The following is a 26310-nucleotide window of genomic DNA, read 5'->3' as shown; positions in this document are numbered from 1 at the left end:
CAGGATTGGAACATTTCATGGCTCCTGCGACGGTATCGGACGTTGTCACTGCAAGTGTCTGTCCTTAAAGACGGTGCCCATGGAAAATGACGAACTGACGGTCGCACTGGGCGGCAATGTGAAATGGCGCTTCCCCTCCGTGCATCCGGAGGGCGTGAAATTCGGCCTGATCGCGGCGGCCATCACCGCGCTGCTGTTCCTGGTAGGCTGGGAAATCCTCGGCTGGCTGATGGTGATGGTGACCATCTGGGTGCTGGCGTTCTTCCGCGATCCGGTGCGCGCGGTGCCGCAGGATGAGCGGGCCATCGTCGCCCCCGCCGATGGGCTGGTGACGCTGATCCAGCGGGTGCCGCCCCCCCGCGAGATGGCGGGGGCGGATGGGCTGGGCGACCAGCCCATGATCCGCGTGTCGATCTTCATGAGCGTGTTCGACGTCCACATCAACCGCACGCCGATCGGCGGGACGGTGAAGTCGGTCGTCTATATTTCGGGCAAGTTCCTGAACGCCGATCTCGACAAGGCGAGCGAGGATAATGAGCGCCAGCATATATTGGTGGAGCGGCATGACGGCGTGCGCATCGGCTTCACCCAGATCGCCGGATTGGTGGCGCGGCGGATCGTGCCCTTCGTGAAGCCGGGCGACATGGTTGCGGCCGGACAGCGCATCGGCCTCATCCGTTTCGGCAGCCGGGTCGACGTCTATCTGCCCGCCGGCACCGCGCCGCGCGTGGTGCTGGGGCAGCGCACCGTCGCGGGTGAGACGATCCTGGGCCAGATCGGTGACATGCGCGTGATTTCGGGGATTCAGCAATAATGCGGCAGCGGCGCGCCATCCCGCGCGGATTGCGCCGGGGGATCACCCTGCGGATGGTGGCGCCCAACGCCGTGACCGCAATGGCCCTGTGCTTCGGCCTGACCGGCGTGCGCTACGGCATATCGGGCGAGTGGGAGAGGGCGGTGCTCTCCATCCTCATCGCCGGGGTGCTGGATGGGCTGGACGGGCGCATTGCGCGGTTGTTGCGGGGGGAGAGCCGTTTCGGAGCCGAACTCGACTCCTTGTCGGACTCCATCGCCTTTGGCGTGGCGCCGGCGCTGGTGCTCTATCTCTGGTCGCTGAACGCCATGCCGAAATTCGGCTGGATTTTCGCGCTCGCCCATGCGCTGTCCTGCGCGCTGCGGCTGGCGCGGTTCAATGCGAATATCGACGCCGATGTTCAGCCGCACAAATCCGCCGGTTTCCTGACCGGCGTGCCGGCTCCGGCAGGTGCGGGGCTGGCCTTCGTGCCGCTCTATCTCTGGCTGGTGACGGGCGAGCCGCTTTTTCGGGAATGGTATGTCGTGGCGCCCTGGACCGCCTTCACGGCTTTCCTGATGATCTCCAACATCGCGACCTATAGCTGGTCGGCGCTGCGCCTGCGCAAACGCATCCGGCTGGAGGCGATCGCGCTGGCGGGCCTGCCGGCGGCGCTGCTGATCACCGATCCGTGGCTGACGCTGCTGGTGTTGTGCGCCTTCTACCTTGCGCTCATCCCCTTCGGCATGATGTCCTATGCCAAGGTGCGCCGCCAGCGGGCGGGCGAGGAAGCGTAATCCTCAGGCGGCCAGGACCGCCGCCGCAAAAGCCGGCGCGGCCTGCCGTGTAGAGGGTGACGCGCGTCGCCGGCTGATGCGCAAGCGATAGACCGGCGTTTCCTGCGGAATGGGTTCGAACGTCAGCGCCGCGACCATCTTGTCATGATAGGCCAGGAACATGCCGATAATGGTGCCTGCGGCCAGCAGGAAGGATCCGATGAAAACAAGTGCTGCGACCAGTGCGAACATATGCAGCTCACTTTCTGTCTTGCCATTTGCACGGCTTGGTTCACTATAGGCAGGCAAACGGCGTGAATCCGCCATTTGTTCCCGATGTTCTCCTTATGTTCCATCCGGAATGGAGAGTCAACCCCCTTGCATTGATATTCCGACGCCGTTAAAGGCGCGCCCATTCCACATGGGAATCGACATATCCGGTGCTGTGCGTGACGCCCAGTTCCTGATTCCCAGAGGTGTAACCGGAAGGAGAAATATTATGGCGGCTCCTGTCGTCACCATGCATCAATTGATCGAGGCCGGCGCGCATTTCGGCCACCAGACCCACCGCTGGAACCCGCGCATGAAGCCGTACATCTTCGGTGAGCGCAACGGCATTCACATCCTTGACCTGTCGCAGACCGTGCCGCTGTTCGGCCGCGCGCTGGACTTCGTGTCGGCGACCGTCGCCGCCGGTGGCAAGGTGCTGTTCGTCGGCACCAAGCGCCAGGCGCAGGACCCGATCGCCGAAGCCGCCCGCAAGTCGGGCCAGCATTTCGTCAACCATCGCTGGCTGGGCGGCATGCTCACCAACTGGAAGACCATTTCGGGTTCGATCAAGCGTCTGAAGACCCTGGAAGAGAAGCTGTCGGGCGACACCCACGGCTTCACCAAGAAGGAAGTCCTCCAGATGACCCGCGAGCGCGAGAAGCTGGAACTGTCGTTGGGCGGCATCCGCGACATGAACGGCATCCCCGATGTCATGTTCGTGATCGACGCCAACAAGGAAGAACTGGCGATCAAGGAAGCCAACACGCTGGGCATCCCGGTCGTTGCGATCCTCGATTCGAACGTCTCGCCCGACGGCATCGCGTTCCCGGTTCCGGCGAACGATGACGCCAGCCGCGCGATCCGCCTTTACTGCGACGCCGTCGCCGCCGCCGCCACCAAGGGCAACCGCGGTGCGCAGCAGGCTTCGGGCGTCGACCTGGGCGCTCTGGACGAGCCCGAGGCCGAAGAGGTCGTCGCTCAGGCCTGAGACGCGGTCTTCGAACTGCAAAATTGACAGGCTAGGGCGCGCTCCACTGGAACGCGCCCTGCCGTTTTTCTGAAACATTGAACTTTAGGAGCCGAAACATGGCCGAGATTACCGCTGCTGCCGTCAAGGAACTGCGCGACCGTTCGGGCGCGGGCATGATGGATTGCAAGAAGGCGCTCACCGAAGCCAATGGCGACATCGAAGCGGCGACCGACTGGCTGCGCGCCAAGGGTCTGGCCGCCGCGCAGAAGAAGTCGAGCCGCACCGCCGCCGAAGGCCTGGTCGGCGTCGCCGTCGCCGGCACCAAGGGCGTGGCCGTCGAAGTGAACAGCGAAACCGACTTCGTCGCCAAGAACGACCAGTTCCAGGATTTCGTCCGCACCGTGTCGGTCATCGCGCTGGAGAACGGCGTGGCCGATGCCGAGGCGCTGTCGAACGCGGCCTATCCCTCGGGCGGCACGGTCGCCGAGAAGCTGGTCGCCAACATCGCCACCATCGGCGAGAACCAGACCCTGCGCCGCGTCGGCCAGGTCGAGGTGAACCAGGGCGTGGTCGTTCCCTATGTCCACAACGCGGCCGCTCCGGGCCTGGGCAAGATCGGCGTGCTGGTTGCGCTGGAAGGCGATGCGCCCGCCGACGTCCTGGAGCCGCTGGGCAAGCAGATCGCGATGCACATCGCCGCTGCCTTCCCGCTGGCGCTGTCGGCCGCCGACATCGATCCGGCCCTGCTGGAGCGCGAGCGCGCCATCGCCGCTGAAAAGGCCGCCGAATCGGGCAAGCCTGCCGAGATCGTCGCCAAGATGGTCGACGGCGCCGTCGCCAAGTTCGCCAAGGAGCAGGCCCTGCTCAGCCAGCTCTTCGTGATGGACAACAAGACCCCGGTTGCCGATGTCGTCGCGAAGGCGGCGAAGGATGCCGGCGCGTCGATCACGCTGAAGAACTATGTCCGCTTCCAGCTCGGTGAAGGCATCGAGAAGGAAACGAGCGACTTCGCCGCCGAAGTGGCCGCGGCCGCAGGCGTCTGATCCGATAGTTCGTTCGCTTCGGCGGTGTCGGGAGGCTCAGGCTTCTCGACAAGCCGGAAGCGGGCGCTAAGGAAGTTCGGGGTTTCCAAAACCCTGCTTCACAACATGGCGCGCGCTGCTTAAGGTGCGCGCCATTTCCTTGCCCGATCATAAAAGGAATATTGCCCCGCATGTCTCGCCCAGCCTTCAAGCGCATCCTGCTGAAACTTTCGGGCGAAGTGCTGATGGGGCAGGGGCAGTTCGGCATCGAGCCGGAGACGGTGAACCGCGTCGCGGGCGAGATCGCGGCGGCGAAGGATGCGGGGTTCGAACTGTGCGTCGTCGTTGGCGGCGGCAATATCTTCCGGGGTCTGGCGGGCGCCGCCAAGGGTTTCGACCGGGCGAGCGCCGACTATATGGGCATGCTGGCCACCGTCATGAACGCGCTCGCCGTGCAGAATGCGCTGGAGAAGCTGGGCTACGACACGCGCGTCCAGTCCGCCATTCCGATGGCGTCGGTCTGCGAACCCTATATCCGGCGCAAGGCGGTGCGGCATATGGAGAAGGGACGGATCGTCATCTTCGCGGCGGGCACCGGCAGCCCCTTCTTCACCACGGACACCACGGCGGCGCTGCGGGCGGCCGAAATGGATTGCGACGCCCTGTTCAAGGGGACCAGCGTCGACGGCATCTACAATGCCGATCCCAAGAAGGTGCCGGATGCGGCCCGCTATGAAGCGATCAGCTTCGACCAGGTGCTGAACGACAATCTGAAGGTCATGGACGCGAGCGCCATTGCCCTTTGCCGCGAAAACAATATCCCCATCGTCGTGTTCAACATCCGCGAAACCGGCAATCTGGCCAAGGTGCTGGCCGGGGACGGTGTGGCGACGATCGTGCAAAATCAGGAGCGCTGAAACAAAATGGCTCAATATGACAAGGCCGACCTCGAACGCCGCATGGCGGGTGCCCTGGAATCGCTGAAAGGCGATCTGTCGGGCCTGCGCACGGGCCGCGCCAATATCCAGCTTCTCGATCCGGTGACGGTCGAGGTCTATGGCGCGCATATGCCGCTTAATCAGGTCGCGACCGTTTCCGCGCCCGAACCGCGCATGCTTTCCGTGCAGGTGTGGGACAAGAGCAATGTCGGCCCGGTGGACAAGGCGATCCGTTCGGCGGGGCTGGGCCTTAACCCCATCGTCGACGGCCAGACGCTGCGCCTGCCGATCCCCGACCTGACCGAGGAGCGCCGCAAGGAACTCGCCAAGCTCGCCAGCAAATATGCCGAGGGCGCCCGGATCGCCGTCCGCAATGTCCGCCGCGACGGCATGGACAGCCTGAAGACCGACGAGAAGAAGGGCGAGATCAGCGAGGACGAGCGCAAGCGCAAGGAAACCGAAGTCCAGAAGCTGACCGACAGCACCATCGCGGACATCGACGCGGCGGCTGCGGCGAAGGAAAAGGAAATTCTCGGTCAGTGATCCGGGGCTTTCCTTTCGCGGCCAAAGCACGCATTCCTGTCTGATGGCCACCCAAGCCAAAACCGATCTGACCAGCGGCGCGCCAGCCCATGGCGCGCGCCCCAAGGATGTTCCGCCAGGAACGGCCATGCCTCGTCACGTCGCCATCATCATGGACGGCAATGGACGCTGGGCGAAGAAGCGCTTCCTGCCCCGCATCGCCGGCCATCGGGCGGGGGTGGAGGCGGTACGCCGTGTCGCCCGCGCCGCGCGGGAACTGGGCCTGGAATGCCTGACGCTCTACGCCTTTTCCTCGGAAAACTGGAAGCGTCCGGCCGGCGAGGTGGCGGACCTGATGGGCCTGCTGCGTCATTTCATCCAGTCCGACCTTGACGAATTCCATGCCAATGGCGTGCGGCTGCGCATCATCGGCAATTATCGGGCGCTCGATCCTGCGCTGGTGGCGCTGATCGACAATGCGGTGGCGCGGACTGCGGGGAATAGCGGGCCGATCATTGCCATAGCGCTCAACTATGGCGCGCAGGACGAACTGGTGCGCATGGCCCAGACGCTGGCGCGCCGCGTGGCCGCCGGCGAGATCGCGGCGGAGGAGATCGGCCTCGCCGATGTCGATGCGGCGCTCTACACCGCAGACCTGCCGCCGCTGGACCTGATGATCCGGACGTCGGGGGAACAGCGGCTCAGCAATTTCATGCTGTGGCAGGCCGCCTATGCGGAGCTTTACTTCACGGACATGCTGTGGCCGGATTTCGACGGGCGGGCGCTGGCTGCCGCACTGGACGCCTTCCGCCTGAGGGACCGCCGTTTCGGCGGGCTGTGACAGGCATGTCGAGCGAGCTTCGCACCCGCGCCATCGTCGGCGTCATGCTCATCCTCGTAGCGTTGGCGGCCCTGTTTTCGGGCGGCTTCCTTTTCTGGATGCTGCTGTCCGTGGCGGGCGTGCTGATGCAGGGGGAGTGGGGCGACCTGACCGGAGCCACGCCGGAGAACCGCAAGCTGGCGATGTTCGCCGTCTCGGTGCCGCTGGCGATCCTTTGCCCGGCGGCGGCCGGCGTGTCCTGGCTCGCCTTCACATTGATGGCGGCCGCCTTCTTCTTCGTCGCGCTGGTGGGCCGGTCGGTCAAGCTGGCGCTGGGCGTGCCCTATATCGTCGTGCCGGTGATGGCGCTGCTTTTCCTGCGCGAACAGGCGCCCAATCTTCAGGGGTTGCTGCTGACCCTCTGGGCGCTGGGCCTTGTTTGGGCGACCGACATCGGCGCTTATTTCGCCGGCCGGTCCATTGGCGGGCCGAAGCTGGCTCCGCGCGTCAGCCCGTCCAAGACCTGGGCCGGCCTCGGCGGTGGGGTGCTGGCTGCGCTGACCGTGGGTTTCCTGCTCTACCGGTTCGTTGATCTGCCGGTTCAGCTTGCCGCGGCAAGCGGCCTGCTGGCGGTCGCCGCGCAGCTGGGCGACCTGTTGGAAAGCTGGATGAAGCGCCGTGCAGGGGTGAAGGATAGCGGTACGCTGCTGCCCGGCCATGGTGGGGTGATGGATCGGTTGGACGGGGTGGTCGCCGCCGCGCCGCTGGCCGCGATCTGCTATATGATCCTGGTGCAATTGCCATGAAGAAGGTGTCGATCTTCGGCGCGACCGGATCGGTCGGCATGTCCACGCTGGACCTGATCCAGCGCGATCCGGACAGCTACAGCGTCGTTGCGCTGACCGCGCATGGCGATGTGGCGGGTCTGGCCGCCGCCGCGCGGCAGAGCAATGCCGCGATCGCGGTGATCGGGGACGAGACCCGCTATGACGCGCTGAAGGATGCGCTGCGCGGTTCCGGGACGGAGGCGGCGGCCGGCCAAGGCGCGTTGGTCGACGTGGCCGGTGCAGGCGCGGACTGGAGCATGGCCGCCATCGTCGGTTGCGCGGGGCTGCGCCCGACCATGGCGGCGTTGAAGGCGGGTGGCACGGTCGCGCTCGCCAACAAGGAATCGCTGGTGTCGGCGGGTGCGCTGATGATGGACGCGGTCGGTGCGTCGGGCGCGACGCTGCTGCCGGTCGACAGCGAACATAATGCCATATTCCAGTGCCTTGCGGGCAGTCGCATGGAAGATGTCGCAAGGATCACCCTGACCGCGAGCGGCGGCCCCTTCCGCACCCGCAGCCGGGAGGAGATGCGCGGCATCACCCCCGCGCAGGCCGTCGCCCATCCCAACTGGTCCATGGGCGCGAAGATCAGCGTCGACAGCGCGACGATGATGAACAAGGGGCTGGAACTGATAGAGGCGGCGCATCTCTTCCCGGTCGGGCTCGACCGGATCGAGATCCTCGTCCATCCGCAATCGGTCATCCACTCCATGGTCGAATATCGCGACCGCTCAACCCTGGCGCAGCTTGGCTCGCCCGACATGCGCATCCCCATCGCCCATGCGCTGGCGTGGCCCGATCGGATCGCCACCCCTTGCCAGCCGCTGGACCTCGCCCGGATCGGCAGCCTGGATTTCGAGGCGCCGGATGAGCATCGCTTCCCCGCGCTGCGGCTGACCCGGCAGGCGGCGGAGGCGGGCGGCGCAGCGCCCGCCATATTGAACGCCGCCAATGAGGTCGCCGTCGCCGCCTTCCTCAAAGGCGCCATAGGCTTCCTTGATATCGCCATGATTGTGGAGGATGTCCTGAACCGCTATAGCGCGCCTGTGCCCCGCCAGATCGACGATGTGCTGGAAGCGGATGCGCAGGCGCGTAATATGGCTGCACAAGTGATGGAAAGATTGACCGCTTGATCCAGAATCCCGGTTTCCTGTTGACCGTAGTCGCATTTGTGGCGGTCATCGGACCGCTCGTCTTCGTGCATGAGCTGGGCCATTATCTGGTGGGCCGCTGGTGCGGGGTGAAGGCGGAGGCCTTTTCCATCGGATTCGGCCCGGAAATCGCGGCCTGGGTGGACAGGCGCGGCACCCGCTGGCGCCTGGGGGCGCTGCCGCTGGGCGGCTATGTGCGTTTCAAGGGCGACATGAACGCGGCGAGCCAGACCGATCCCCGCTGGCTGGAAATGCCCGCCGCCGAACGGGCCGAGAGCTTCCCTGCCAAGCCGCTATGGCAGCGGGCGGCCATCGTCGCGGCCGGGCCGGCGATCAACTTCCTCTTCGCCATGGCGATCCTTGCAACCTTCGCCTTCGTCCATGGCGAGAGCCGTACCCCTGCGGTCGCCGGGCAGGTGCAGCCCGGCAGCGCGGCAGCGGCGGCTGGCATCGTCGCGGGCGACCGCATCGTCTCGCTCAACGGGCGGGAAATGACGACCTTCGACGATATTCGCCTGTTCGCGCAGATCCGCCCCGGCGAACCCGTCACCATCGTGATCGACCGCCGGGGCAAGCTGTTCGAGAAGCAGGGCAAGGTCGGCGCGGTCGAGGAAGATGACGGCTTCGGCAACAAGTTCCGCATCGGACGGCTGGGCATCGCGCCGGGTGAGCCGGTGATCGAGCCCGTCAGCCTGGCCCGAGCCCCGGTCGTCGCCGTGGAGCGGACGGGTCAGATCATCCGCACGATGGTGGAGACGCTGGGGCAGATCGTTGGGGGCGGCCGATCGGTCAAGGAACTGGGCGGCCCGCTCAAGATCGCGGAGGTTTCCGGTCAGGCGGCGACGCTGGGGGTGGAGAGCTTCGTCTTCTTCATGGCCCTCATCTCGATTAACTTGGGGTTCATCAACCTCTTGCCAATCCCGATGCTGGATGGCGGGCATCTGCTGTTCTACGGGGTGGAGGCGATACAGCGGCGACCGGTCAGTCCGCAGGTGCAGGAATGGGCCTATCGCTCGGGCCTGGCGGTCCTGCTGGCGATGATGGTGCTGGTAACATTCAACGATTTATCCTCTTTCGGCCTCTGGGATCGTCTGTCCGGCTTGATCGGCTGAGCCGTATCGGGCAGGAGGACGCGATTTGGCGCCGTCTTTCCGGATGTGAACGGAATGGGTCCGGCGTGAACGACATGTTGCTTTTTTGTAGAAGGTGGAGCGGGTGACAGCGATGATGAGCAGCAACAGGCAGCGCCCGGTCGTCGTGGCCCTGTTGGCGACGACGATGATCGCGGGCATGTCTGCGATCCCGGCGATGGCTCAAAATGCCCCGCCGGCTGCCGCGCCTGCGCCCGTTCCGGCAGCCGCGCCAGCGGCCGGAACCATCCGCGCCATCTCCGTCACTGGCCAGCAGCGCCTGGAGCCGGATACGGTGCTGTCCTACACCAAGCTGCGGATCGGCCAGCCCTTCACCCAGGAATCGCTCGACCAGGCGCTGCGCGACCTTTATGAGACGGAGCTGTTCGCCGACGTCCAGATCCGCAACGACAATGGCGCGCTGACCGTCGAGGTTAAGGAAAACCCGGTCATCAACCGCATCGTCCTTGAAGGTAATAAGCGCCTCAAGGAAGACAAGATACGTCCCGAAATAAAACTGGCTCCGCGCCAGATCTACACCCGCTCGAAAGTGCGCGCCGACGTGGCCCGCATCATCGAACTGTATCGCCGGCAGGGCCGCTTCGCCGCCACGGTCGAACCGAAGATGGTGCAGCTTGACCAGAACCGCGTCGACATCGTCTTCGAAATTTCCGAGGGGCCGAAATCCAAGGTCCGCCAGATCAACATCATCGGCAATGAGAAGTTCAAGGACGGCGAACTGCGCAGCCAGATGGTGACCAAGCAATCGCGCTGGTTCCGCATCTTCTCGTCGGGCACCAGCTACGATCCGGATCGTCTGGCCTATGACCAGCAGAAGCTGCGCCAGTTCTACCTGACCGAAGGCTATGCCGATTTCCGCGTGATCTCCGCCGTGGCGGAACTGACGCCGGACAAGCAGGACTTCATCATCACCTATGTGGTCGAGGAAGGGCAGCGCTACAAATTCGGCGATGTGAAGGTCAACAGCGACATTCGCGACCTGTCCGGCGATTCGCTGACCAAGATGCTGCCGATGAAGAAGGGCGACTGGTACAACGCCAAGCAGGTCGAGGATACGGTCGACACGTTGAGCGAAACGGCGGGCCTGTTCGGCTATGCCTTCGCGGACGTCCAGCCGGACTTCCAGCGCGACAAGGACACGCTGACGATGGGGATCGACTTCCGCATCGCCAATGCGCCGCGCGTCTATGTCGAGCGGGTCGACATCAACGGCAACACGCTGACCCAGGACAAGGTGGTGCGCCGCGAATTCCGCCTGGCGGAGGGCGATGCGTTCAACAGCTTCCTGGTCAAGCGGTCGAAGGACCGCATCAATTCGCTGGGCTTCTTCCAGGAAAAGCTGGACATCGAGCAGAAGCCGGGTTCCGCGCCGGACCGCATCGTCCTGGAAACCAATGTGCAGGAAAAATCGACCGGCGAATTGTCGCTTTCGGCCGGCTTCTCCTCGCTGGAGCGTTTCATCGTCGCGGCGTCGATCACCCAGCGCAACTTCCGCGGCAAGGGCCAGGAACTGCGCACCAGCGTCAACTATTCGGCTTATTCCAAGTCGGTGGAAGTGGGCTTCACCGAGCCCTATTTCATGGACAAGAATATCGCACTGGGCGGCGACATCTATCGCCGCGACCTCAACAGCTTCCGTTATCTGAACAATAACGACCGCGACACGACCTATGAACAGACGACGACCGGCTTCCAGCTTCGCGCCGGCGTGCCGATCACGGAATATATGTCGCTGGCCCTGCGTTACACGTTGAACCTGGACGATGTGACGCTCGACAAGGATACCTACTACTCCGATCCCGATGGCGCAGGTCCGCTGGGACTTCAGTGCGATCCGCTGCTGGCCGGACGCTATCTTTGCGACGCCATCGGCAAGCGGACGACGTCGTCGCTGGGCTATTCTCTGATCTACGATACCCGCGACAACCGCATTCGTCCGACACGGGGCCATAATGTCGTTCTCAGCCAGGATTTCGCGGGTCTGGGCGGCAGCGTCAAATATGTGCGCACGCGGTTGAACGGCTCCAAATATTGGCCTGTCGGCGGCGGGTTCATCTTCTCCGTCTCTGCGGAGGGCGGCTATATCCACAGCCTTGAAGGCGACCGCCGGGATGCTTCGAACGAACTGGTCGACAAGGTTCGCCTGACGGATCGCTTCTTCCTGGGCAATCCGCAGATTCGCGGCTTCGATATTCGCGGCATCGGCCCGCGCGTGAAGCGCTATTACCTGCAGTCGCAGACCGACTCGAGCGGCAATACCACCTATGTGCGGGGCGAAGGGAACAACAATGTTTCCGACGACGCCCTGGGCGGCAAGGTCTATTATCTGGCGCGGGCGGAAATGGAAATTCCGCTGGGCTCGGGTGCGCGTGAAATGGGCCTGCGTCCCTCGATTTTCGCGGACGTCGGCGCGGTCGCCGGATTGCGCAATCCCCGCACGACGAATTCGAACGGCATCTGCGCCGACAACACGACCGGTTCGCGCAGCGAGGCGGGGACTCCCGGCACGTGCGGGACCAACCAGACCCTCATCATCGGACCGTTCGATGAGGAATATCTGGGCGATACGCTGAAACCGCGTGTCGCCGTGGGCTTCGGCGTCAACTGGAACTCGCCCTTCGGGCCGTTCCGCATCGACATCGCCAAGGCCCTGCTCAAGGAACCAGGGGACGACACTCAGCTCATTAGCTTCAACGTAGGGACTCAATTCTGATGAAGACGATTTTCAAGGCTGCGGCGCTGGTTCTCGCGCCGATGACCGCCATGGCGCTGACCAGTGTCCCGGCCGCTGCCCAATCGAAGACCGGCATCGCCGTCGTCGACCTGCAGCGCGCCGTCGCCACCAGCTCGGCCTATTCGACCGCACGCACGCAGATCCAGACCACCTACAAGGCGCAGATCGACGGCTTTACCGCACGCAAGAATGCGATCGACGCCGATCTCAAGGCCAAGGGCACGGCCCTGGAAGCCGCGATGAAGGCAGCCGGTGGCAAGCCGACCCCGGCGATCCAGACCCAATATGAGGCCTATCAGAAGGCCGGTCAGGACGGCCAGGCCGAACTGCAGCGCCTGGGTCAGCCGATCGCTCTCGCCAACGCCTATGTCGAGGAGCAGATTTCTGCCAAGCTGTCGGATGCGCTGAAGTCCGCCATGACCAAGGCGAAGGTCGACCTGATCCTGTCGCCCGACGCGACCGTGTCCTATCAGCCGACCGTCGACATCACCCAGTCGGTGGTGACCGAACTCAACGCGCTGGTGCCCAGCGTCGGCATCACCCCGCCGGCCGGCTGGCAGCCGGGCCGTCAGGGCCAGGCCGCTGCCGCTCCGGCCGCTGCTCCCGCCAATCCGTCGCAGCAGCCGACCTCGCGCTGATCGCTTGATGACGGTTCAGTCTGACAATGCTGCCGCCGCCATCGGCCCCATCGATATTCGTGGGGTGATGGCGGCGCTGCCGCACCGTTATCCGATGCTGCTCGTCGACCGCGTGATTTCGCTCGTGCCGAACAGTACGATTCACGCGGTCAAGGCGGTGTCGATCAACGAGGATTTCTTCCAGGGGCATTTCCCCGGCCGGCCGATCATGCCCGGCGTATTGATCGTCGAAGCCATGGCGCAGGCCGCTGGCGTGCTGACGGTCGAAACCATGGACCTTCGCGGTTCGGGCAAGCTCGTCTATTTCATGAGCATCGACGGGGCGAAGTTCCGCAATCCGGTAGAACCGGGCTGCCTGCTCGACCTGCATGTCGATCTGGTCCAGATTCGCGGCCGCGTCTGCAAGTTCACGGGCAAGGCGATGGTCGAGGGCAAGCTCTGCGCCGAGGCCAGTTTCGTCGCGATGATTGCCGACCCGCCGGTGGACTGAAACGCGGCGGTGATCCCGACTTTCCCGCCACTTCCTCCCAAGCCGGAATGACGGGTCGACTGATACAGGGAACCGCCTGTTCTTCCCCTTGCTTTTGCGCGCATTCCCATGTAACCGCGCGCCTTCGCAGATTTTCGCATCCATGGCCGGTCGGAAACCGGCCCCTGAACGGAGCAGACCCATGAAGGCCGATACGCATCCCGATTACCACTTCATCACCGTCCAGATGACCGACGGCACGACGTTCCGCACCCGCTCGACCTGGGGCAAGGAAGGCGACACGCTGGCGCTCGACATCGATCCCAAGTCGCACCCGGCCTGGACCGGCGGCACCCGCCAGCTTGAGCAGGGCGGCCAGGTGGCACGCTTCAACAAGCGTTTCGGCGGCCTGACGCTGAAGAAGTAATCGGCCTTCAAGCGAAGCATAGGGAAGGGCGCCTCCTGGGGCGCCCTTTTATTTGGCTGGTAGAGGCGGCTTTTCGCCAGAAGCGGACATTGACGCTTGCCCTCCTCTTCAGGGGAGAGGGGCGTGCCTCACGTGCAGTCTCAGCCTATGGGCACTCCCCATCCCCACCCTTCAAATGAGTTACATGCCTCGTTTGAACCTGAATGGAAGGGGCTTAACGGTGGCTGACCATCCCTATCAGCCATCCCGGGCATCATCCCGCCGCCATGCGATCCTCGTCCAGGAACGCGGCGACATCATCCAGCACGATATCCTTCGACAGGAAGGTCTGCCCGATTCCCCGCGCCAGCAGGAAGGGCAGGGTGCCTGCCGCCATCTTCTTGTCGTGCAGCATATGCGCGACCAGCGCCGCGCCGTCCGCCTTCACATGCGCGCTGGCGAGGTCGTGCGGCAGGCCGACGGCTTTCAGATGCGCCGTCACCCGCTCCGCATCCTCCGCCGGGCACAGGCCGCGCCGCGCCGAATAGCGGAAGGCAAGAGCCATCCCCGCCGCGACGCCCTCGCCATGGAGCAGAAGATCCGAAAAGCCGGTATCCGCCTCCAGCGCATGGCCGAAGGTATGGCCAAGGTTCAGCAAGGCCCGCCGTCCGGATGTCTCCCGCTCGTCATCGGCAACAATGGCCGCCTTGGCGGCCACGCTGCGCTCGACGGCATATTCGCGCGCCTGGACGTCGCCGGACAGCAGCCTGTGCCCTTCCGCCTCGCACCAGGCGAAAAAGGCGGGATCGTCGATCAGGCCATATTTCACCACTTCGGCATAACCGGCCCGCGTCTCCCGCGCCGGCAGCGTGTCGAGCGTCGAGGGATCGATCAGCACCAGCGAGGGCTGGTAAAAGCTGCCGACCAGATTCTTGCCCGCCTTCGCATTGATCGCGGTCTTTCCGCCGACGGAACTGTCCACCTGCGCCAGCAATGTCGTGGGCACCTGGATGAAATGGCAGCCGCGTTTCAGGATCGAGGCGGCAAAGCCCACCAGATCGCCGATCACCCCGCCACCGAGCGCCACCACATGGTCGCCGCGCTCTATCTCCAGCGCCAGCAGCGCATCGAGCAGCTCTTCAAGGTGGCGCCAGCTCTTGGTCTGCTCTCCCGGTGGCAGGACCACCGCTTCGACCGCCACATTGGCGGCCCGCAGGCTTGCTTCCAGGCGGGGCAGTTGCGCGGCGGCGACATGCCGATCGGTCACCACCACCAGCCGTCCCTTGCGCGCATAGCCTGCCAGATGCGTTGCCGCCCGGTCCAGCACGCCCTGTTCGATCAGAATGTCGTAGCTGCGCGAATCCAGCGCGACGCGGACTATGGCCATTGGGAAAGCTGCTCCATGATGCTGTCGACCGCCACGTCATGCGGCGCGGCGGCGCTTTTCACATGAATGGGGCAGAGTGCGTAAACCGGATTGCGGATCGCGGCCAGCTCGGTCAGCACGACGCGCGGGTCCTTGCCCTTCAGCAGCGGCCGTCCCTCGCGCCGCGACACCCGGTCGACCAGCGTGTCGATGTCGGCGTTCAGCCAGATCGCCAGCGCATGCTCCAGGATCAGCGCCCGCGTCTCCTCCTGCATGAAGGCGCCCCCGCCTGTCGCGATGACCTTGGGCTCCCCATCCATCAGCCGGGCGATCACCCGCCGTTCGCCATCGCGGAAATAGGCCTCGCCATAGCGTTCGAACATTTCGGTGATCGTCATGCCTGCGGCCTTTTCGATCTCCTCGTCCGCATCGACGAAGCCCACGCCGAGCCGCGCCGCCAGCCGACGCCCGACGGTCGATTTGCCCACACCCATCATGCCCACCAGGACGATGGGGCCGCGCTTCGCTTGCGCATTGGCGGATTTGCTGTTTCGCTGCATGGCGAGCGGGGCTATACATCCCCGCGTCGACAAGGCAAATCGCAACTTTCCTTCAGCTTTGACCCAGCCAGAATAGCCAGCCAGAACAGGACTCATGAAGCGCAACCGTTCCTACAGCAGTTTTGAGGGCAGCTCCCGGCGCCGCAAGACGTCCCTGCCGATCATCCCCATCATTGCGGTCCTTGTGCTGGCGGGGATTATCGCCCTGCTCTGGTCGCGCGGCGGCGAAAAGCCGCAGGCCCGCGTGGAAAAGGTCATTCCCGCCGAAAAGCTGGGCCAGTAAACGGCATGGCGCAACGGCGGGTGAATGCGAAATGGGCGCTGGGCACGCTTGCGCTCGCTCTGGCGCTGCCGGTGGTGGCGCAGGAGACGCCCGAATCGCTCCTGCCGCCCGGCTTCGGCGATGCGCCCGAAGCGCCGCAATCCGGCACGCAGCCGCCGCGCCCCGCACCGGGCACGCCCGCGCCGCCTGTCGGCTCCACGCCCGCCACGCCCATCGTGCCGCCCAGCTTCGCCATCACGGACGAGGCCGGGGACAATGCGGCGGAACCGATGAGCGAGGAGGAGCTGGCCGCCGAAAAGCAGAAATACGACCTGCCGGAAAACGCCCATCGCTCACTCGATCGCGTTGGGCCGTTGACGCCGGAGCAGCGGGGGCTGGCTCCCAATGCCTTCGGCGCGCAGTCGGGCCAGTTCCTCGCCGCATTGATGAAGGAAACGCGGGCGCCGATCACCTCCCGCTGGGCGTCGATCCTGCTGCGCCGGGCGCTCTTGTCCGCGACCGATACGCCCCGCGACATCGACGGCGCCGATTGGGTGGCCGAACGCGCCTGGCTGCTGCTGCGCATGGGGGAGGCGGACAGCGCCCGCCTGCTGGTGCAGAGCGTCGATTCCGACCGGTTCACCCCCCGCCTCTATGCCATCGCCATGCAGACCTATCTGGCGACGGCCGATCCGGCGGGACTGTGTCCGCTGTCGGCGGGCGCGCTGCGGTTCAGCAAGGAGCCGGGCTGGGACATGACACGCGCCATATGCCCGGCGCTTTCAGGAGATCAGGGTTCGGCCAGCGGGGCGCTCAACCAGGCGCAACGGCGGGGCGTGGTGCGCGGCATCGACTATCGGCTGGCGGAAAAGGTCGTGGGCACCGGATTCAACGCCCGCAGGTCGGTGAAGATCGAATGGGACGCGGTGGACCGGCTGACGGCCTGGCGTTTCGGCCTCGCGACGGCGCTCAATGTCGAGATACCCGATGATCTCTATGCCACGGTCGGGCCCCATGTCCGCGCCTGGGAAGCGCGTGCGCCTGCCTTGTCCGCCGTTCGTCGCCTGCCGGGCGCAGAGGTGGCGGCTCGGCTCGGCGTCTTTTCCTCGCAGGCGCTGGTTGGCTTCTACAGCCAGTTGCAATCCGACGGCGACGTGCCCGCCAATGCGGCCGACCGGGTGGACGCGCTGCGCACCGCCTATGCCGGATCGGGGACGGACGAGCGGCTCCAGGCGATGCGGACAGTTTGGCAGAATGAGGCGCGGCCGGATTTCGTCGGCTTGATCGCGACGGCGCGGGCGGCCGCGGCGCTGCCGGTTTCGGAGATGAGCGCGCGCGATGCCGCCAATCTGGTCGCGGCCATGTTCACCGCCGGTTATGACCGCAGCGCGGCGCAATGGTCGCGGCTTGCGGCGCAGGCGGACGGTGACGGCGCGGCCGACCTTTGGGCCTTGCTGGCGGTCGGTGCGCCGAGCGCGGTGGTGGAGATCGGGTCGGGACGGGTTTCCTCCTTCGCCAAGGATGCCGATCCCCACAAGGCGCAGATGCTGATCGCCGCGCTGGCGGGACTGTCGCGACTCAATGCGCAGGACGGTGCGGCGCTGGCGCAGGATCATGGTTTCGATCTGGCTGCCGCCAGCCGCTGGTCGCGCGCCATCGATGCGGCGGCCGGCCGGGGCGAGAAGGGCAGCGTCGCGCTGCTGGCGGCGGTCGGCATGCAGACGGCCGACTGGAACCGGCTCCCGGCCTTCCACCTCTACCACATCGTCGCGGCACTGCATCGGGTCGGGCTGGACCCCGAAGCCCGGATGATCGCCGCGGAGGCGATGACGCGGCTCTGATGGGAGAGGATGCCGCGCTTATCGACCGCTTTCTGGAAATGATGGCGGCCGAACGGGGTGCCTCGCGCAACACGCTGCTGGCCTATCGCGCGGACCTGCAGGGGGCGGCGGACCTTGTCGGCGGCCTGGCGGTCGCCACCAAGGATGGCCTGGCGGAACTGGCGACGGCCTGGGCGGAACTGGCGGCCTCTTCCGTCGCCCGCAAGTCTTCCGCCCTGCGCGCCTTCTACGCCTTTCTGGAGGAGGAGGGGCTGCGCGCCGACAATCCTGCCGCTGCCCTGCCGCGTCCCGTCACCCGCCGGCCGCTGCCAAAGATCCTTTCGACGGGCGAGGTCGAATCCCTGTTCGCCCTGATCGCGGCGAAGCTGGCTGTCGAGCATCCCGCGCCGCTGGACCTGCGGCTGTCCGCGCTGATCGAGCTGCTTTACGGATCGGGGCTGCGGGCGACGGAACTGGTGTCGCTGCCGCGCCGCGCCCTGGCATCCGATCGGCCCTTCCTGATCCTGAGGGGGAAGGGCGGGCGCGAGCGGCTGGTGCCGATTTCAGACCGCGCCCGCGCCGCCGTGGCGGCCTGGCTGCCGCATGTTCCGGCCGACAGCCCCTGGCTCTTTCCGTCGGGCAAGAGCCATGTCAGCCGGATTCGCCTCTATCAGATGGTGAAGGCGCTGGCCGCCGCTGCCGGCATCGCGCCGGATCGGGTCAGCCCCCATGTGCTGCGCCATGCCTTCGCCACGCATTTGCTGGAAGGCGGGGCGGACCTGCGCGCGCTGCAATCCATGCTGGGCCATGCCGACATCGGCACCACGCAAATCTATACCCATGTCGACAGCCGCAGGCTGGTCGAACTGGTCAACAGCCGCCATCCACTGGCTTCCATGACGCATCGGCGCGTTGACGGCGAAGCGTCTGCGCCCTAACGCCATGCGCCATGGTTAGTTTTCTCGAATTCGAAAAGCCGATTGCCGAACTCGAAGCGCGCATCATCGAATTGCGCGCGACCGCCAATGCGGGCGACATCGACATCAGCGGCGAGATCGACAAGCTGGAGCAGCGCGCCTCCAAAATGCTGGTCGACACCTATGCGAAGTTGTCGCCCTGGCAGAAGACGCAGGTCGCCCGCCATCCCGACCGTCCGCATTTCAAGGATTATGTCGCGGGCATGTTCGACAATTTCATGCCCCTGGCCGGCGACCGCGCCTTTGCCGACGATCAGGCGATCATCGGCGGCTTCGCCACGCTGGGCGAGCGGCGCGTGATGGTGATCGGCCATGAGAAGGGGGACGATACCGCAAGCCGCGTCCGCCATAATTTCGGCATGGCCAAGCCGGAGGGCTATCGCAAGGCGATCCGCCTGATGCAGCTGGCCGACCGTTTCGGCCTGCCTGTGGTGACGCTGGTCGATACGTCGGGCGCTTTCCCCGGCGTGCAGGCGGAGGAGCGCGGTCAGGCGGAGGCGATCGCCCGTTCGACGGAACAATGCCTGGCGCTGGGCGTGCCGATGGTGGCCGCCGTGGTGGGTGAGGGCGGCTCCGGCGGTGCGGTGGCGCTGGCCGCGGCCAATCGCGTGCTGATGTTCGAACATGCCGTCTATTCGGTGATCTCTCCCGAAGGTTGCGCCTCCATCCTCTGGCGCACGGCGGAAAAGGCGAGCGACGCCGCGACCGCCATGCAGGTGACGGCGCAGCATCTGAAGGCGCTTGGCGTCATCGACCGGATCGTGCCGGAGCCGGTCGGCGGCGCCCATCGCGAGCCGGTGCAGGCCATCGCCAATCTGGGCGCGGCGATCGGGGAGGAACTGGATTCGCTCTCGGGTCTTGGCGGCGATGCGCTGCGTACCGATCGCGCCGACAAGTTTCTGGCGATCGGCGTCTGACCGCGCGATCCTCTGTTTCGGGGAACATCCGCCTGCTATTGCTCGTTACGCGAAGGTAACAGGGGTAGCAGGAGGCGCCGTGAAACGAACATCATCTCTGGCTGTCGCCGGGCTGGGCCTGATCGTCCTGGCCGGCGCGCCGTCCGCAGACGGCCAGCAGCGGGCGATTCGTACGGTTTCGTCGATCAGTCCGCAGGAAAAGGAAGCGGGCGCCAAGCAGCATCCCCAGCTTCTCAACGAATTTGGCGGCGCCTATGCCGGGCCGCAGGCGAAATATGTGGAGGGCGTGGGTCGACGCATCGCGGTCCAGTCCGGCCTGTCCAATGCGCAGGGGGACTTCACCGTCACCCTGCTCAATTCGCCGGTGAACAACGCCTTCGCCATTCCCGGCGGCTATGTCTATGTGACGCGCCAGCTCATGGCGCTCATGAACGACGAGGCGGAGCTTGCCGGCGTGCTCGGTCATGAGATCGGCCATGTCGCGGCGCAGCATGGCCAGAGGCGGCAGCAGGCGGCGCAGCGCAACGCCATTGGCGGCACCCTGTTGCAGGTGCTGACGGGCGCTCTGCTGGGCGATTCGGCGCTCACCGGCATGTTGCAGAAGGGGATCGGACAAGGCAGCCAGTTGCTGACGCTCAAATTCTCGCGCAGCCAGGAATATGAGGCGGACGATCTGGGTATCCGCTATCTTGCGTCCGGCGGTTACGATCCCAAGGCCCTGTCATCCATGCTGGCCTCGCTCGCGGCGCAGAGCAGCCTGGATGCCCGGGTCGCCGGCAGCTCCCGTTCGGTGCCGGAATGGGCAAGCACCCATCCCGACCCCGCCTCGCGCGTTGGCCGCGCGTCACGCAATGCAGCCGGCAGCGGCTCCACCAGCACGGTCCGCAACCGGGACGCGTTCCTGAACGCCCTCAACGGCGTTCTCTATGGCGACGATCCGAAACAGGGCGTGATCGAGGGCAGCCGCTTCCGCCATCCCGATTTGCGGGTCAGCTTCACCGCGCCATCGGGCTTCGGCATGGAAAATGGCGCGAGCGCCGTCAGCGTCGTGGGGTCGGGCGGCCAGGCGCAGTTCAGCGCCGCACCCTATTCGGGTGATCTGTCCGCCTATATCGACTCAGTGTTCGCGAAGCTGGGCGGCGGCAATGGCGGCGTTCCGGCCGGAGAGGTGCGGCGCACCACCGTCAACGGCCTGCCCGCAGCCTGGCGCACCGTTCGCGCCAGCACCCAGTCCAGCCAGGTGGATGCGACGGTTTTCGCTTATGATTTCGGCGGCGGGAAAGCCTATCATTTCCTGCTGCTGACGGCGGCGGGGCAGGGGATCGGTCCCTTTTCCACCATGGTGCAGTCGGTACAACGTCTTTCGGCCCAGGACGCGGCGGCGATCAAGCCTCGCCGGGTCGATGTCGTGACTGTAAAGGCTGGCGACACCGTCCAGTCCCTGGCCAGGCGCATGGCCTATACGGATTATCCGCTGGACCGGTTCCTGACGATCAACGCCCTGACGGCGAATAGCGTGCTGCGTCCCGGGCAGCGGGTCAAGATCGTGACCTGGTGAAGTTGGGCGCAATGAAAAGGGCGACGGAATTGCTTCCGTCGCCCTTTTTAAAACTAAAGCCTAAGCTTAGTTGGTCAGGCTGTTCGACACCTTGTTGAAGGTGTTGGTGAGCTTGCCGCCCAGGCTGGTCATGGCGCCGATGGCGGCGACGGCGATGAGCGCGGCGATCAGGCCATATTCAATGGCGGTCGCACCCTTTTCATTCTTCATCATCTTGCGGATGAACTGCATTGGAAGTCTCCTTGCGTCAAATTTCACGTTTAACTACCCGGCCGCCCCCCGCTTGGAATGAAGGTCAGCTTCGGACGGTGTAGAGAGTGCGGGTTGATAAAGATTTAATGGAGCGCAGCAGGTGTCAGACATAAATGGTTAATGCGCCAGGACTTCCGTCGCGACATTGTTCCACATGCCGATGGTCTTGTTGGCGACGTTCGACAGGGCGCCGATGATGGCCAGGCAGATGAGGGCGAGGATCAACCCATATTCCACCGCCGTCGCTCCGCGCTGGCAGTAGATCAGCTTCCAGAAGCTGAAATTTTTGAATAATGCCCGCATGCCGCACCCCATTTACACACAGCCCCGGATGCCCTTGTAAAAGGGGCAGAGTTAACAAACCCCTCAAGCGGAACCATTATGACGATAATTTCTCCTCTGCTGGTGGTCGCGGCCGCCCTGGTTAACGCGGATGGCCGCGTGCTGTTGCAGCAGCGGCCGCCAGGCAAGCCGATGGCGCATCTCTGGGAGTTTCCCGGTGGCAAGGTCGAGCCGGGGGAAGCGCCTGAAACCGCGCTGATCCGGGAACTGGAGGAGGAATTGGGCATTCGCACCCATGCGAGCTGCCTGGCGCCCGCGACCTTCGCGAGCGAGCCGCTGGGCGACCGCCATCTGCTGCTGCTGCTTTATGTCTGCCGCAAGTGGCAAGGAATAGCGGAAGCGCGTCATGCGACCGCGCTGCAATGGGTCAGGCCGGCGCAAATGTATGCGCTGGAGATGCCGCCGGCCGACCTGCCGCTGATCGGTTTGCTCGATTCGCTGATTTAAATGGGCTGAATGACGCCTGCTCCCGTCTTCGCATGAGCACAATGTCATTCCCGCCGCTGATCCGAAGCGTCAGTGGCGGGGCAGGCATGCCGGATAGGCCCGCCCGCCCGTGATCCCTTATTCTTCCGCAGCCTTGCTCTGCAGCTGGATATAGTTCTGGATGCCCATGCGCTCGATCATCTCGAACTGGGTTTCCAGCGTGTCGACATGCTCTTCCTCGCTTTCGAGGATATGCTGGAACAGGTCCCGGCTCACATAGTCACGGATCGATTCGCAATAGGCGATGGCGTCCTTCAGCACCGGCAGGGCTTCATATTCCAACTCGAGGTCGGCTTTCAGTATTTCTTCCACCGTTTCCCCGATCTTCAGCCGGCCGAGCAACTGGAAGTTGGGCAGGCCGTCAAGGAATAGAATGCGCTCCGCCAGCTTGTCCGCATGCTTCATCTCATCGATGGATTCTTCATATTCGAACTTGGCCAGCTTCTCGATGCCCCAATGATTCAGCATGCGATAGTGGAGGAAATATTGATTGATCGCGGTCAGCTCGTTCTTGAGCACCTCGTTCAGATATTCGATAACCTTGGCGTCGCCCTTCATGGCGTTCTTCTCCGGCTGTAAGGGAAAGTGCCGGGATCATAAGCGTTCGGCTTGCGTTTGTTAATCCGCAAAGCCGCAGAAATCCGCCATTTTCTGCTCCGCTATTGCGTCAGGTTCGCGTCAATCCGATGCGCTTGCTTCGCAATGGCTTCAAATAGAGGCGCGCTCCGCCGCGATGATCGTGCGGGCGAAGGGCACGCACTGGCCGCATTTCGGCCGCCGGCCAAGGCGCGCATAGGCGCTGCAAGGGGTTGAGCAACCTTCACGGGCGACCTCTTTCAGGTCCTTTTCACGGATGGCATTGCAGACACAGACAACCATGCAAATCTCCTGAAGGGGAGATAGCGCAGATGATAATAGGTCGCAATAGGAATTCAGGCGCTGTTGCGAATCTTTTGCGTTTGGCCGCGGGCAAGGCTGCGCCACAGCCACTCCGCCGGGCCAAGGGCGAATCGGCGTTGCCAGAGGGGCGACCAGATCAGCATCGTCGCCCATGCCGCGATCACGAACAGCGGCAGCCTATGGTGCGGAACCTGGCCGAACAGTTCCAGTCCCCAGCCATAGAAGATCCCGCACATGATGAGGCTGCTGCCCAGATAGTTGCTGAGCGCCAGTCGGCCGACGGCCGCGATGCGCCCGGTCAGCGATGCGGCAGGGTGGCGCGTGAACAGCCACAGGATCAGGGCCGCCCACCCGACAGCAAGCGGGATGCGGAAGGGGAAGGACCAGGCCAATACCGATCCCAATGCCGTGAGCGGAGCGAACCGGCTGGAAACGATCCACGCCCCCAGCGCCGCCATCGGAATCAGCCCGATCAGGAAGCAGTGCCGCGCCGTCCGCCAATATTGCTCCGCCTCCCATCGGCCGGTGAGGAAACCGCCCTTCAACATCGCCATGCCCAGCAGCATGAACCCCAGCGTATCGAATGCGACGAATGGCAGGGTCGTGAGCCACTGTCCGCCGAACAGGGCGACATGATGGAGGAGGATGCCGCCATAGCCGCCGCGATAGACCCTATATTCGCCGCTGATGGCCGCGTGGTCCGGATCGGAAAGCGAAGCGACGAAATCGGCGAAACCCGCACTGACATGGCCGGGAGCATCGGGTGCGGCGGCGGCATGGCCCCAGGCATAGAGCGTGCCGATGAAGCCTGCGCAGATCAGGAAATGCGCCAGGAAGAAGAAAAAGGCCCATTTGACGAGCGCCAGCGGCTCCCTGCGCGCGAATGGCAGCGCCGCCAGCCCGACCAGCGCATAGATCATCAATATGTCGCCCCACCACAGCAGCAGGTAATGGGCGAGGCCGAAGACGAACAGCCAGCCGGCCCGGATCATCTGCGCCCGCCGTCCGTCGCGTCCGGCCATTTCCTCCCGGTCGATCAGCAGCAGCATCGACGCGCCGAACAGCATGGAGAACAGCGCCCGCATCTTGCCGTCCACCAACAGGAAGCTGACGGTCCAGAAGGCGATGTCTCCTGTCGACAGCGGCCCCGCCGCCGCAGGGTTGAAATAGGCCTGTTCGGGCAGGGCGAAGGCCGCGATGTTCATCCAGAGGATTCCCATGACCGCGCAGCCGCGCAGAACGTCCATGGCGGGAATCCGGGCGGAAAGGGCGGTCATCGGTCGGCGCGGTCCTTGAAAGGCTGGAAAAGAGAGTGCGGCTCTGTCAATGCGACTAGCCATGAACGGCCACCGCAAGCAACGAATAAGCGACGCTTTCGGCGCGGCTGCGGGGCATTATGACGATCATGCCGGGCCGCAGCGGCTGGCCGCCGCGCTGGTGGCCGATCTTGCGCAGCGGCAGAGGCCCGGCGGGGTCGGCCAGATATTGGAGATCGGTTGCGGCACGGGTTTTCTGACGCGCGACATCCAGGCGCGCTGGCCGGGCGCCGAACTGGTGGTGACGGATCTGTCGCCGGACATGCTGGCCCGCGCCGCCACGGGCGGACTGGTTGCGGGCACTTTCCTGGCGATGGATGGGGAAGCGCCGATCTTCGAGGGCGAATGGTTCGACCTCATTCTTTCCAGCCTGGCCTTTCAATGGTTCGACGATCTGGAAAGCGCGATCGCACGGTTGGCGGGATTGCTGCGACCGGGGGGCAGCCTGCTTTTCTCGACCATGGGGCAGGGCAGCTTCGCCCGATGGCGTTCGGCGCATGAGGCCGCCGGATTGAGGCCGGGCATTCCCGACTATCCTTCGCTGCCCGCATTGCGGTCCATGCTGGCGCCCTATGAGGACGCCTTCGCCTTCGATGAGGAATATGCCCTGCCATGCGGCGGCGCAAAGGGTTTGATCGCCCATCTCAAGGGCATCGGCGCCGTGGTGCCGAGCGAGGGGAGAAAGCCGCTTCCTCCCCGCGACCTGCGCCGCGTCATGGCGGCCTTCGAAGAGGACGGCGGCGATGACGTCTATCAGATATTGTTCGGCCGGGTGACGCGCGCCGGTTAGAGTATCCGTGATGATCAAGCGGGAGATTGCGACCAGCATCGATCGGCCTTGAGCAGCGCGTTTGCGGTGACGACGAGCTTTCGCATGACGGCTGTGATGGCGATCTNTAGAGTATCCGTGATGATCAAGCGGGAGATTGCGACCAGCATCGATCGGCCTTGAGCAGCGCGTTTGCGGTGACGACGAGCTTTCGCATGACGGCTGTGATGGCGATCTTGGCGGGCTTTCCGGCGGCAACGAGTTGCTGGTACTTGGCCTTGAGGTCGGGGTTGTATCGGGCGGCGACCAGGGCGGGCATGTAGAGGGCCTGCCTCACGTTGGCGCGTCCGCCGCGTATGAAGCTTTTGCCTTTCCACTGGCCGGACTGTCGCGCGATCGGGGCGAGTCCGGCGAGGGATGCTGCCTGCTTGTTCTCGAGGCTGCCGAGTTCGGGCATGGTGGCGATGAGCTGGTTGGCGGTCAGGGTTCCCACGCCAGCGATGCTGGTCAGGATTTGGTGCCGGCGGGCGAGTGCGGCATCGGCAGCGATCAGGTTGGCGATTTCGGCGTCGAGAGCCTCGATATGCCGATCGATCTGTTCGAGCCGCTGCCGGCACTGGCGCTTGAGGAAGGTGATCGTAAGGTTTTTCTCGCGGTTCTTGAGCGCAGTGCGATCGCGCACCAGACCGTCGCGAGCATTGATGAGTTCGGCCATTTGGGCCTCTTGTGGATCTCGAGCCGGTCTGACGGTTGGCTGCAAGGTGGCAGCCATACGAGCGAGCAGCATGGCATCGATGCGATCGGTCTTGGCCAACGTGCCAGTTGCCTGGGCGAAGCGCCGGGCGCGCTCGGGGTTGAGTTTTACGCAGGGCCAGCCGGTTAGCGCTGCCTCCAGCGCCCGATGGTAAGTGCCGGTTGCCTCATAGGCGATCCGTTCGATCGGCCACTGTTGCAACCAGGCTATCAGCGCCTTGTAGCCCTTTGTGGTGTTGGCGAACTGGCGCTCGGCGCCGGCGGGGTGGGCATGGCAATCGAGGCTCGCTTTGGAGATGTCGATACCGATCGTCTGTGGTAGATTGTCGCTCATCTTTTCCGCTGTCCCATGCTTGTCATCCGGGCCGCAAAGCCCCGGTATCCGTTCGGGCCTGAAGGAAAAGAAAGGGGCGATCCTACTCTAACCCGGTCCCTCAACGACCGGCGGTTTCGCGATCCGTCCCCTTCCGCCCGGACCGGGGTGGCCACCCCGGTCCGGGCAATCCAGCATGACCCAAACGGACAGCAATGTCATAAGACAAGCG

Annotated in this window: 30 protein-coding genes; 21 read left to right on the top strand and 9 right to left on the bottom strand. The window is 64.7% G+C overall.

The genetic code is table 11. The annotated features are described in order from the left end of the window. The first annotated feature begins 79 nt into the window (after positions 1–79). Together A0J57_RS19765 and A0J57_RS19760 are read left to right on the top strand one after the other, a co-directional pair. On the top strand, positions 80–814 hold the full coding sequence (locus tag A0J57_RS19765) for a phosphatidylserine decarboxylase (RefSeq protein WP_025547850.1): 735 nt from the start codon (positions 80–82) through the stop codon (positions 812–814). Further along, positions 814–1590, top strand: coding sequence for a phosphatidylcholine/phosphatidylserine synthase (locus A0J57_RS19760; protein WP_062017357.1), 777 nt, complete (start codon positions 814–816; stop codon positions 1588–1590). Before A0J57_RS19765 ends, A0J57_RS19760 begins: the two co-directional genes overlap by 1 nt. Before the next feature lie 3 nt (positions 1591–1593). On the opposite strand, the gene A0J57_RS19755 is transcribed toward A0J57_RS19760, so the two are convergent. Next, positions 1594–1896, bottom strand: a complete 303-nt coding sequence (locus tag A0J57_RS19755) for a hypothetical protein (RefSeq protein ID WP_235600917.1) — start codon at positions 1894–1896, stop codon at positions 1594–1596. A gap of 172 nt (positions 1897–2068) precedes the next feature. On the opposite strand from A0J57_RS19755, the gene rpsB reads away from it, so the two are divergent. From rpsB to rpmE, 12 genes are all read left to right on the top strand, one after another. Further along, complete coding sequence (rpsB, locus tag A0J57_RS19750; RefSeq protein ID WP_025547855.1) at positions 2069–2827, top strand: 30S ribosomal protein S2; 759 nt, start codon at positions 2069–2071, stop codon at positions 2825–2827. A gap of 98 nt (positions 2828–2925) precedes the next feature. Further along, positions 2926–3852 (top strand): translation elongation factor Ts, encoded by a 927-nt coding sequence (gene tsf, locus A0J57_RS19745; protein ID WP_044661795.1) that lies wholly within the window; start codon positions 2926–2928, stop codon positions 3850–3852. A gap of 170 nt (positions 3853–4022) precedes the next feature. Further along, positions 4023–4748, top strand: a complete 726-nt coding sequence (pyrH, locus tag A0J57_RS19740; RefSeq protein WP_020821031.1) for a UMP kinase — start codon at positions 4023–4025, stop codon at positions 4746–4748. 6 nt (positions 4749–4754) lie between these two features. Next, positions 4755–5312, top strand: coding sequence for a ribosome recycling factor (gene frr / locus A0J57_RS19735; protein WP_025547858.1), 558 nt, complete (start codon positions 4755–4757; stop codon positions 5310–5312). A gap of 43 nt (positions 5313–5355) precedes the next feature. Continuing rightward, positions 5356–6132, top strand: a complete 777-nt coding sequence (locus A0J57_RS19730; protein WP_025547860.1) for an isoprenyl transferase — start codon at positions 5356–5358, stop codon at positions 6130–6132. 5 nt (positions 6133–6137) lie between these two features. Continuing rightward, positions 6138–6917, top strand: a complete 780-nt coding sequence (locus A0J57_RS19725; protein WP_061938940.1) for a phosphatidate cytidylyltransferase — start codon at positions 6138–6140, stop codon at positions 6915–6917. Beyond that, entirely contained in the window at positions 6914–8071 is a 1158-nt protein-coding gene (locus A0J57_RS19720) for a 1-deoxy-D-xylulose-5-phosphate reductoisomerase (RefSeq protein ID WP_061938938.1), read from the top strand. The genes A0J57_RS19725 and A0J57_RS19720 overlap by 4 nt, the downstream gene beginning before the upstream one ends. Continuing rightward, positions 8068–9201 carry an RIP metalloprotease RseP gene (gene rseP, locus A0J57_RS19715; protein ID WP_025547864.1) on the top strand — a complete coding sequence of 378 codons (1134 nt, stop codon included), beginning with the start codon at positions 8068–8070 and terminating at the stop codon, positions 9199–9201. The genes A0J57_RS19720 and rseP overlap by 4 nt, the downstream gene beginning before the upstream one ends. A gap of 112 nt (positions 9202–9313) precedes the next feature. After that, positions 9314–11953 (top strand): outer membrane protein assembly factor BamA, encoded by a 2640-nt coding sequence (gene bamA, locus A0J57_RS19710; RefSeq protein ID WP_061938936.1) that lies wholly within the window; start codon positions 9314–9316, stop codon positions 11951–11953. Beyond that, positions 11953–12612, top strand: coding sequence for an OmpH family outer membrane protein (locus A0J57_RS19705; RefSeq protein WP_025547868.1), 660 nt, complete (start codon positions 11953–11955; stop codon positions 12610–12612). The genes bamA and A0J57_RS19705 overlap by 1 nt, the downstream gene beginning before the upstream one ends. A gap of 7 nt (positions 12613–12619) precedes the next feature. Further along, on the top strand, positions 12620–13102 hold the full coding sequence (gene fabZ, locus A0J57_RS19700; protein WP_025547869.1) for a 3-hydroxyacyl-ACP dehydratase FabZ: 483 nt from the start codon (positions 12620–12622) through the stop codon (positions 13100–13102). Between the two features lie 181 nt (positions 13103–13283). Next, entirely contained in the window at positions 13284–13508 is a 225-nt protein-coding gene (rpmE, locus tag A0J57_RS19695; protein ID WP_007687040.1) for a 50S ribosomal protein L31, read from the top strand. Between the two features lie 253 nt (positions 13509–13761). Here the strand turns inward: rpmE and aroB are convergent, their stop codons facing one another. Together aroB and A0J57_RS19685 are read right to left on the bottom strand one after the other, a co-directional pair. Further along, on the bottom strand, positions 13762–14874 hold the full coding sequence (gene aroB, locus A0J57_RS19690) for a 3-dehydroquinate synthase (RefSeq protein WP_061938934.1): 1113 nt from the start codon (positions 14872–14874) through the stop codon (positions 13762–13764). Further along, entirely contained in the window at positions 14865–15413 is a 549-nt protein-coding gene (locus A0J57_RS19685; RefSeq protein WP_025547872.1) for a shikimate kinase, read from the bottom strand. Before A0J57_RS19685 ends, aroB begins: the two co-directional genes overlap by 10 nt. Positions 15414–15507: 94 nt before the next feature. Between A0J57_RS19685 and A0J57_RS19680 the strand changes: the two genes are divergently transcribed. From A0J57_RS19680 to A0J57_RS19660, 5 genes are all read left to right on the top strand, one after another. Beyond that, positions 15508–15696: a hypothetical protein gene (locus A0J57_RS19680; RefSeq protein WP_044661801.1), complete on the top strand. Its 189-nt coding sequence runs from the start codon at positions 15508–15510 to the stop codon at positions 15694–15696. Between the two features lie 5 nt (positions 15697–15701). After that, a complete protein-coding gene (locus A0J57_RS19675; protein WP_061938932.1) occupies positions 15702–17516 on the top strand; it encodes a hypothetical protein in 1815 nt (604 codons plus the stop codon). Continuing rightward, positions 17516–18433, top strand: a complete 918-nt coding sequence (locus A0J57_RS19670) for a tyrosine recombinase (protein WP_048576144.1) — start codon at positions 17516–17518, stop codon at positions 18431–18433. Before A0J57_RS19675 ends, A0J57_RS19670 begins: the two co-directional genes overlap by 1 nt. An 11-nt stretch (positions 18434–18444) precedes the next feature. Beyond that, entirely contained in the window at positions 18445–19389 is a 945-nt protein-coding gene (locus tag A0J57_RS19665; protein ID WP_044661804.1) for an acetyl-CoA carboxylase carboxyltransferase subunit alpha, read from the top strand. 79 nt (positions 19390–19468) lie between these two features. Then, on the top strand, positions 19469–20947 hold the full coding sequence (locus A0J57_RS19660) for a M48 family metalloprotease (RefSeq protein WP_061938930.1): 1479 nt from the start codon (positions 19469–19471) through the stop codon (positions 20945–20947). A 66-nt stretch (positions 20948–21013) separates the two neighbouring features. Here A0J57_RS19660 and A0J57_RS19655 read toward each other — a convergent pair whose 3' ends face one another. Further along, entirely contained in the window at positions 21014–21178 is a 165-nt protein-coding gene (locus tag A0J57_RS19655; RefSeq protein ID WP_025772654.1) for a Flp family type IVb pilin, read from the bottom strand. Between the two features lie 138 nt (positions 21179–21316). Continuing rightward, positions 21317–21502 (bottom strand): Flp family type IVb pilin, encoded by a 186-nt coding sequence (locus A0J57_RS19650; protein WP_061938928.1) that lies wholly within the window; start codon positions 21500–21502, stop codon positions 21317–21319. Between the two features lie 78 nt (positions 21503–21580). On the opposite strand from A0J57_RS19650, the gene A0J57_RS19645 reads away from it, so the two are divergent. After that, positions 21581–21988 (top strand): (deoxy)nucleoside triphosphate pyrophosphohydrolase, encoded by a 408-nt coding sequence (locus A0J57_RS19645; protein ID WP_061938926.1) that lies wholly within the window; start codon positions 21581–21583, stop codon positions 21986–21988. A 117-nt stretch (positions 21989–22105) separates the two neighbouring features. Here A0J57_RS19645 and bfr read toward each other — a convergent pair whose 3' ends face one another. From bfr to A0J57_RS19635, 3 genes are all read right to left on the bottom strand, one after another. Beyond that, positions 22106–22585, bottom strand: coding sequence for a bacterioferritin (gene bfr, locus A0J57_RS19640; protein ID WP_025547881.1), 480 nt, complete (start codon positions 22583–22585; stop codon positions 22106–22108). Positions 22586–22735: 150 nt separating this feature from the next. Beyond that, entirely contained in the window at positions 22736–22906 is a 171-nt protein-coding gene (locus tag A0J57_RS25500) for a bacterioferritin-associated ferredoxin (RefSeq protein WP_076605796.1), read from the bottom strand. 53 nt (positions 22907–22959) lie between these two features. After that, a complete protein-coding gene (locus tag A0J57_RS19635) occupies positions 22960–24204 on the bottom strand; it encodes a DUF418 domain-containing protein (RefSeq protein ID WP_061938924.1) in 1245 nt (414 codons plus the stop codon). 61 nt (positions 24205–24265) lie between these two features. Between A0J57_RS19635 and A0J57_RS19630 the strand changes: the two genes are divergently transcribed. Continuing rightward, positions 24266–25033 carry a methyltransferase domain-containing protein gene (locus A0J57_RS19630; protein ID WP_061938922.1) on the top strand — a complete coding sequence of 256 codons (768 nt, stop codon included), beginning with the start codon at positions 24266–24268 and terminating at the stop codon, positions 25031–25033. Positions 25034–25157: 124 nt separating this feature from the next. Here A0J57_RS19630 and A0J57_RS19625 read toward each other — a convergent pair whose 3' ends face one another. Then, entirely contained in the window at positions 25158–26099 is a 942-nt protein-coding gene (locus tag A0J57_RS19625) for an IS110 family transposase (RefSeq protein WP_061938920.1), read from the bottom strand. Positions 26100–26310 lie beyond the last annotated feature (211 nt).

It is taken from the genome of Sphingobium sp. 22B (assembly GCF_001580035.1).
GTDB classification, from domain to species: domain Bacteria; phylum Pseudomonadota; class Alphaproteobacteria; order Sphingomonadales; family Sphingomonadaceae; genus Sphingobium; species Sphingobium fuliginis.
This window is presented reverse-complemented; position numbering and strand designations above follow the sequence as displayed.

What these genes read in the sequence shown, in the direction of transcription:
- frr (WP_025547858.1), top strand. Translation starts at nt 4,755, where the DNA reads ATGGCTCAATATGACAAGGCCGACCTCGAACGCCGCATGGCGGGTGCC.
- pyrH (WP_020821031.1), top strand. Translation starts at nt 4,023, where the DNA reads ATGTCTCGCCCAGCCTTCAAGCGCATCCTGCTGAAACTTTCGGGCGAA.
- tsf (WP_044661795.1), top strand. Translation starts at nt 2,926, where the DNA reads ATGGCCGAGATTACCGCTGCTGCCGTCAAGGAACTGCGCGACCGTTCG.
- A0J57_RS19765 (WP_025547850.1), top strand. Translation starts at nt 80, where the DNA reads ATGGAAAATGACGAACTGACGGTCGCACTGGGCGGCAATGTGAAATGG.
- A0J57_RS19645 (WP_061938926.1), top strand. Translation starts at nt 21,581, where the DNA reads ATGACGATAATTTCTCCTCTGCTGGTGGTCGCGGCCGCCCTGGTTAAC.
- A0J57_RS19685 (WP_025547872.1), bottom strand. Translation starts at nt 15,413, where the DNA reads ATGCAGCGAAACAGCAAATCCGCCAATGCGCAAGCGAAGCGCGGCCCC.
- A0J57_RS19720 (WP_061938938.1), top strand. Translation starts at nt 6,914, where the DNA reads ATGAAGAAGGTGTCGATCTTCGGCGCGACCGGATCGGTCGGCATGTCC.
- A0J57_RS19635 (WP_061938924.1), bottom strand. Translation starts at nt 24,204, where the DNA reads ATGACCGCCCTTTCCGCCCGGATTCCCGCCATGGACGTTCTGCGCGGC.
- A0J57_RS19725 (WP_061938940.1), top strand. Translation starts at nt 6,138, where the DNA reads ATGTCGAGCGAGCTTCGCACCCGCGCCATCGTCGGCGTCATGCTCATC.
- aroB (WP_061938934.1), bottom strand. Translation starts at nt 14,874, where the DNA reads ATGGCCATAGTCCGCGTCGCGCTGGATTCGCGCAGCTACGACATTCTG.
- fabZ (WP_025547869.1), top strand. Translation starts at nt 12,620, where the DNA reads ATGACGGTTCAGTCTGACAATGCTGCCGCCGCCATCGGCCCCATCGAT.
- A0J57_RS19730 (WP_025547860.1), top strand. Translation starts at nt 5,356, where the DNA reads ATGGCCACCCAAGCCAAAACCGATCTGACCAGCGGCGCGCCAGCCCAT.
- A0J57_RS19650 (WP_061938928.1), bottom strand. Translation starts at nt 21,502, where the DNA reads ATGCGGGCATTATTCAAAAATTTCAGCTTCTGGAAGCTGATCTACTGC.
- A0J57_RS19625 (WP_061938920.1), bottom strand. Translation starts at nt 26,099, where the DNA reads ATGAGCGACAATCTACCACAGACGATCGGTATCGACATCTCCAAAGCG.
- A0J57_RS19630 (WP_061938922.1), top strand. Translation starts at nt 24,266, where the DNA reads ATGAACGGCCACCGCAAGCAACGAATAAGCGACGCTTTCGGCGCGGCT.
- A0J57_RS19760 (WP_062017357.1), top strand. Translation starts at nt 814, where the DNA reads ATGCGGCAGCGGCGCGCCATCCCGCGCGGATTGCGCCGGGGGATCACC.
- A0J57_RS19655 (WP_025772654.1), bottom strand. Translation starts at nt 21,178, where the DNA reads ATGCAGTTCATCCGCAAGATGATGAAGAATGAAAAGGGTGCGACCGCC.
- bfr (WP_025547881.1), bottom strand. Translation starts at nt 22,585, where the DNA reads ATGAAGGGCGACGCCAAGGTTATCGAATATCTGAACGAGGTGCTCAAG.
- A0J57_RS19665 (WP_044661804.1), top strand. Translation starts at nt 18,445, where the DNA reads ATGGTTAGTTTTCTCGAATTCGAAAAGCCGATTGCCGAACTCGAAGCG.
- A0J57_RS19755 (WP_235600917.1), bottom strand. Translation starts at nt 1,896, where the DNA reads ATGGCGGATTCACGCCGTTTGCCTGCCTATAGTGAACCAAGCCGTGCA.
- A0J57_RS19705 (WP_025547868.1), top strand. Translation starts at nt 11,953, where the DNA reads ATGAAGACGATTTTCAAGGCTGCGGCGCTGGTTCTCGCGCCGATGACC.
- A0J57_RS25500 (WP_076605796.1), bottom strand. Translation starts at nt 22,906, where the DNA reads ATGGTTGTCTGTGTCTGCAATGCCATCCGTGAAAAGGACCTGAAAGAG.
- bamA (WP_061938936.1), top strand. Translation starts at nt 9,314, where the DNA reads ATGATGAGCAGCAACAGGCAGCGCCCGGTCGTCGTGGCCCTGTTGGCG.
- rpmE (WP_007687040.1), top strand. Translation starts at nt 13,284, where the DNA reads ATGAAGGCCGATACGCATCCCGATTACCACTTCATCACCGTCCAGATG.
- rpsB (WP_025547855.1), top strand. Translation starts at nt 2,069, where the DNA reads ATGGCGGCTCCTGTCGTCACCATGCATCAATTGATCGAGGCCGGCGCG.
- A0J57_RS19680 (WP_044661801.1), top strand. Translation starts at nt 15,508, where the DNA reads ATGAAGCGCAACCGTTCCTACAGCAGTTTTGAGGGCAGCTCCCGGCGC.
- A0J57_RS19670 (WP_048576144.1), top strand. Translation starts at nt 17,516, where the DNA reads ATGGGAGAGGATGCCGCGCTTATCGACCGCTTTCTGGAAATGATGGCG.
- A0J57_RS19675 (WP_061938932.1), top strand. Translation starts at nt 15,702, where the DNA reads ATGGCGCAACGGCGGGTGAATGCGAAATGGGCGCTGGGCACGCTTGCG.